Raw genomic sequence first — 5,480 nt, 5'->3', positions numbered from 1 at the left:
GAGACCACGTCGGCGTAGGAGACGATGTCCACGTCGATGGTGCGCGGGCCCCAGCGCTCCTCGCGCACCCGGTGGAAGGCCTCCTCGATGGCGTGGGCCCGCTCCAGCAGTGAGTCGGGCGGCAGGGCGGTGCTCTGCCGTACCACCAGCCTGGTGGCCAGCTCCATGCGGAGAGCGGCCTTGCCCGGATCGCGGGGGCGCAGCAGCATCTGCGCCGCCTCCTCGGCCATCTGCCGCAGCGGCTGGTGGACGGTGGTCAGAGCGGGGCTCGACCACTGGGCGAGCGGTACGTCGTCGTACCCCACCACCGAGAGGTCCCGCGGCACGCTCAGCCCTTTCAGGCGCGCCGCCTCCAGGACACCGAGTGCCTGGAGGTCACTGCCGGCGAAGATCGCGGTGGGCCGGTCGGGGCGCTCCAGCAACTCCATGGCGTGCGAGAACCCGCCCTGGACGTGGAAGTCGCCGAAGCGCACGAACCGCGGGTCGGGCTCCAGGCCCGCCATCGCCATCGCGGAGCGGTAGCCGTCGAGCCGGGCCAGCGAGCACATCATGTCCTCGGGGCCCGTGATGATGGCGATGCGCCGGTGCCCGCAGTCGATGAGGTGGCGGGTGGCCGCCATGCCGCCGGACCAGTTGGCCGAGCCGACGGAGGGCACGTCGGGCTCGGGGTCGCCCGCCGGGTCGATGATCACGAACGGGATGGCTCGTGACCTGAGCTGCTTCTTCACCTTGTCGGGCAGGGTGGAGAAGACGAGGACCACCCCGAGCGGGCGCCGCCGCAGCACGCCCTCGACCCAGTCGGGGTCGGGCGCGTGACGGGTGCCGCTCTCCGTCAGGACCACGCTGGCGTTGTTCTGTTTCGCGACGTTTTCGACGCCACGGATCAGCTCCATGGCCCAGACGCTCTCCAGTTCGTGGAAGACGAGTTCGATGAGGGGTGCCTGGGGTGTGCCGTGCGCGCGGCGGCGGTATCCGTGCGCCTCCAGCAGACGCTCGACCTTGGTGCGGGTCGGGCGTGAGACATCGGAACGGCCGTTCAGGACTTTCGAAACTGTCGAGAGGGATACGCCGGCCTGTGCAGCCACCTCGGCCAGGGTCACCCGGCCCTCCGCATCGTCGTCTTCACGCATGCTCGAAGGATAGGGCACGCCTCCGCGGTAACGGTTTGGTCGCGGCGCCGCACGCCCGTTGACCCCCTGTCGGGCCTCGCCTACTGTCCGGGACTGCAGGGACTTTCGGCAGCGACGCCGAAACTTTCGAGAGGTAGACGATGAAGATACGTGCGCGGTACCCCCGTTTGCTCGCCGGCGGCGTGACCCTTGCCCTGGCGCTGAGCCTGTCGGGCTGCGGGGGCGACGACGACAGCGCGTCGTCCGGCGGCGGAGAGATCCATGTCCTCGTCTACGGCGACGCCACGAACAAGGTCGAGAAGAAGATCGTCGAGACGTTCAACAAGACGTCCGACGTGAAGGTGGTCCTGGACACCATCCCCGGTGCCGACTACCAGCAGAAGCTGCAGACGATCATCAACACCCCGCAGGCCCCCGACGTCTTCTTCAACTGGGGCGGCGGCAGTATCCAGCCGTACGTCAAGGCGGACCTCCTGATGCCGCTGGACGACTTCATCGAGAAGGACCCCGGCCTGAAGGACAACTTCCTGCCCTCCGTCTTCAACACGGCCGTCATCGACGGAAAGTCCTACGGCGTGCCCATGCGCGGCACCCAGCCGGTCCTGCTGTTCAACAACGAGAAGGTGCTCGAGGAGGCGGGCGTGACCCCGCCGAAGACCTGGGACGAGCTGCTCGGCGCGGTCAAGAGCCTCAAGTCCGAGGGCGTCACCCCGATCGCCCTCGGCGGCGGCGACAAGTGGCCGACGCTGATGTGGTTCGAGTACCTCTACGACCGCGTCGCGGGACCCGAGCTGTTCCAGAAGGCGCTCGAGGGCGACAAGGCCGCCTGGGAGAGCGCGGACAGCAAGAAGGCGCTCGGCATGATCAAGGAACTGGTCGACGCCGGAGCCTTCGGCACCAACTTCGACTCGGTGAAGTTCACGGACGGCGGCTCGCCCGCTCTCCTGGCCAGTGGCAAGGCCGGCTTCGAGCTGATGGGCTCCTGGGCCTACGCCACCCAGCAGGACGCCGACAAGGAGTTCGCCGAGAACGACCTGGGCTACACCGATTTCCCCGCAGTCGAGGGCGGCAAGGGCGACCGGGCCAACCTCGTGGGCAACACCAACAACTTCTACTCGGTACTGAAGAAGACCAAGCACCCCGAGGCCGTGGCGGAGTTCCTGGGGCTCATGTACTCCGACCAGTTCGTCGAGGAGCAGCTGGCCATCGGCAACCTGCCCACGACCAAGAACACCGAGAAGTTCCTCGACAAGGCGGCCAACCCCGAGTACTCCACGTACCAGTTCGATCTGGTCAAGAAGGCCCCGTCCTTCCAGCTCTCGTGGGACCAGGCCTACCCGCCGGCCGCCATCACCCCGATCCACACCGCCGTGCAGCAGTTCTTCAACGGCCAGATCGACGAGGGCGGCTTCATCGAGGCCATGCAGGCCCTCCCCACCGCCTGACCCGACATGACCACACAGACGACAGGCGTTCGCGGCACCGCCGTGACCGGCAAGAGCCGTCCCGGCGGCGACGGGCCGCAGAAGTCGCGCATCGTCCAGGTGGGCCGCCCAGGATTCGCCTGGGCGGTCCCCGCCGCGGTGTTCTTCGCGCTCTTCGCCATCGCCCCGCTGATCATGGTCGCAGTGCTGTCCTTCACCAGCTGGAGCGGGCTCGGCTCACCCGAGTTCGTCGGCATGGACAACTGGACCAGGATCTTCGACGACCCGGTCATGATCAAGAGCATCTGGCTCAGCCTCCTGATCACCGTGCTGGGCGTGGCCGTCCAGACGCCGCTGAGCATCCTGCTCGGTGTCTGGGCCGCCGGGCAGCAGCGCAACCGGGCCGTCCTCTCGGCCATCTACTTCGTCCCGCTGCTGCTCTCCTCCACCGCGGTGTCGGTGCTGTGGCGGGCCCTGCTCGACCCCAACTTCGGCGTACCCGCGGAGCTCACCTGGCTGTTCGGCGACGGCAACCTGTTCGGTGAACAGGCCACCGCCATCGGCGTACTGGCCTTCGTGAGCACCTGGCAGTTCACACCGTTCCACACACTGATCTACCAGGGCGCCGCCCGTGCCATCCCCAAAGTGCTCTACCAGGCCGCGGAGATCGACGGAGCGGGCCGCTACCGGCAGTTCTTCCACATCACACTGCCGCAGCTGCGCAACTCCATCATCACCTCGATGATCCTGATGGTCGTCGGGGGGCTCACCACCTTCGAGACCGTCCTGATCCTGACCCAGGGCGGCCCCGGCACCGACACCACGATCACCGCCTACTACATGTACCAGAAGGCCTTCAAGGGCTTTGACTTCGGAGCCGGCTCGGCCATCGCGCTCGTCCTGGTCCTCGCCGCGACGGTCATCTCGCTCATCGTCGTCCGCGTGTCCGGCTACGACAAGATGCGCAGCTCCACGGAAGGCCTGTGATGAAGCGACGCCCCAACTACCCGGCAGGCGCTGGCTCACTCGTCTGGCTCTTCCTCGTCGGCCTGCCGCTCTACGTCATGCTCGGCGCGACCGTGCAGTCCAGGTCCGACTACGCCCAGAACGGCCCGCTGTCCTTCCCCGACCACTTCACCCTCGACAACTACACCGGTGCCTTCGGCGAGGGATTCGGCCGGTACCTCCTCAACACGGTGATCGTCACCGCCTGCGTCATCGCGATCGTCCTGCTGCTCGTACCGCCGCTGGCCTTCGCGATCGTCCGCAGCCGCAGCCGGCTCACCTCGGGAGTCTTCCGGCTCTTCCTGCTCGGCCTGGCCATACCGGCGCAGGCCGTGATCGTCCCGATGTTCTACCTCATCAGCAAGGCCGGGCTCTACGACAACCTCATCGGTGTCATCCTGCCCACCGCGGCCTTCTGCCTCCCCATCTCGGCGCTGATCCTCAGCGGCACCATGCGGGACATCTCGCCCGAGCTCTTCGAGGCCATGGCCATCGACGGAGCGCAGCCGCGGCAGATCTTCTTCCGGCTCGTCCTCCCCCTGTCCAAGGGCGGACTCTCCACCATCGTCGTGTTCTCCGCCCTCCAGGCGTGGAACGGCTTCCTGTTCCCCCTCGTCCTGACCCAGTCGGAATCGACCAAGCTGATCACGCTGGGTCTGTACAACTTCCAAACCGAGCACGGCATCAACATCCCCGGACTGCTCGCCGCCGTGGTGCTGTCCATGATGCCCGTCCTGCTCGTCTACCTGTTCGCCCGCCGTGCCCTGGTCCAGGGCCTCATGGGCGTCGGAGGAAAGTGACCGCCAACGTGGCAGCCCAGACGACCCCCGTCATCCCCATCTGGAACGATCCCGCCTACGACACCGACACGCGCGTCTCCGCCCTGATCTCCGCCATGACCGTCGAGGAGAAGGTCGCCCAGCTCTTCGGGGTCTGGGTCGGAGCGTCGGACGAGGGCGGCGAAGTCGCCCCCCACCAGCACGACATGGAGGAGTCCGTCGACCTCGATGCGCTCCTGCCCGGCGGACTGGGCCAGCTGACCCGCCCGTTCGGCACCGCCCCCGTCGACCCGGCGCTCGGCGCGCTCTCCCTGATGCGCACCCAGGCGCGCATCGCCGCGGCGAACCGGTTCGGTATCCCCGCCGTCGCCCACGAGGAGTGCCTGGCCGGCTTCGCCACCTGGAAGGCCACCGCCTACCCCGTCCCGCTGTCCTGGGGAGCCACCTTCAACCCGGCGCTGGTACGCCGCATGGCCACGGCGATCGGCGAGGACATGCGGTCGGTCGGCGTGCACCAGGGCCTCGCGCCCGTGCTCGACGTCGTACGGGACGCGCGCTGGGGCCGGGTCGAGGAGACCATCGGCGAGGACCCGTACCTCGTCGGCACGGTCGCCACCGCGTACGTCCAGGGCCTCGAGTCCGCCGGGATCGTCGCGACGCTCAAGCACTTCGCCGGGTACTCCGCGTCCCGCGCCGGGCGCAACCTCGCCCCCGTCGCCATGGGGCCGCGCGAGCGCGCCGACGTCCTGCTCGCACCCTTCGAGATGGCCTTGCGCGAGAGCGGCGCCCGGTCGGTGATGCACGCCTACACCGACACCGACGGCGTGCCCTCCGCCGCCGACGAACACCTGCTCACCGGACTGCTCCGCGACACCTGGGGCTTCGACGGCACCGTCGTCGCCGACTACTTCGGCATCGCCTTCCTCAAGACCCTCCACGGGGTCGCGGGCGACTGGGCCGAGGCCGCGGGCACCGCGCTGCGCGCGGGCGTCGACGTCGAACTGCCCACCGTCAAGACCTTCGGCGCACCCCTTTTGGAGGCGATTTCCACCGGCATGGTCCCCGAGGCGCTCATCGACCGGGCCCTGCGCCGCGTCCTCACGCAGAAGGCCGGACTCGGACTCCTCGACGCGGACTGGAGC

Annotated in this window: 5 protein-coding genes and 1 pseudogene; 4 read left to right on the top strand and 2 right to left on the bottom strand. The window is 68.4% G+C overall.

What is annotated here, in order from left to right:
• Positions 1 to 146, bottom strand: a 146-nt coding sequence (locus GUY61_RS40845) for a 2-amino-4-hydroxy-6-hydroxymethyldihydropteridine diphosphokinase (RefSeq protein ID WP_313896995.1), incomplete at its 3' end; no start/stop codon positions are given.
• Positions 120 to 1,130, bottom strand: a pseudogene (locus tag GUY61_RS34030) (LacI family DNA-binding transcriptional regulator); the annotation flags it as partial. The gene GUY61_RS40845 and the pseudogene GUY61_RS34030, both read right to left, overlap by 27 nt.
• Before the next feature lie 140 nt (positions 1,131 to 1,270).
• On the opposite strand from GUY61_RS34030, the gene GUY61_RS34025 reads away from it, so the two are divergent.
• From GUY61_RS34025 to GUY61_RS34010, 4 genes are all read left to right on the top strand, one after another.
• Complete coding sequence (locus GUY61_RS34025) at positions 1,271 to 2,575, top strand: ABC transporter substrate-binding protein (protein WP_166634177.1); 1,305 nt, start codon at positions 1,271 to 1,273, stop codon at positions 2,573 to 2,575.
• Positions 2,576 to 2,581: 6 nt separating this feature from the next.
• A complete protein-coding gene (locus GUY61_RS34020) occupies positions 2,582 to 3,541 on the top strand; it encodes a carbohydrate ABC transporter permease (protein ID WP_166634176.1) in 960 nt (319 codons plus the stop codon).
• Complete coding sequence (locus GUY61_RS34015) at positions 3,541 to 4,359, top strand: carbohydrate ABC transporter permease (protein WP_166634175.1); 819 nt, start codon at positions 3,541 to 3,543, stop codon at positions 4,357 to 4,359. The genes GUY61_RS34020 and GUY61_RS34015 overlap by 1 nt, the downstream gene beginning before the upstream one ends.
• Positions 4,356 to 5,480: glycoside hydrolase family 3 protein (locus tag GUY61_RS34010; RefSeq protein ID WP_313896994.1), on the top strand; the 1,125-nt coding region annotated here is incomplete at its 3' end. The genes GUY61_RS34015 and GUY61_RS34010, both read left to right, overlap by 4 nt.

Origin of the sequence: Streptomyces sp. GC420, from assembly GCF_009916105.1 — a bacterium.
Lineage (GTDB): Bacteria > Actinomycetota > Actinomycetes > Streptomycetales > Streptomycetaceae > Streptomyces.
This window is presented reverse-complemented; position numbering and strand designations above follow the sequence as displayed.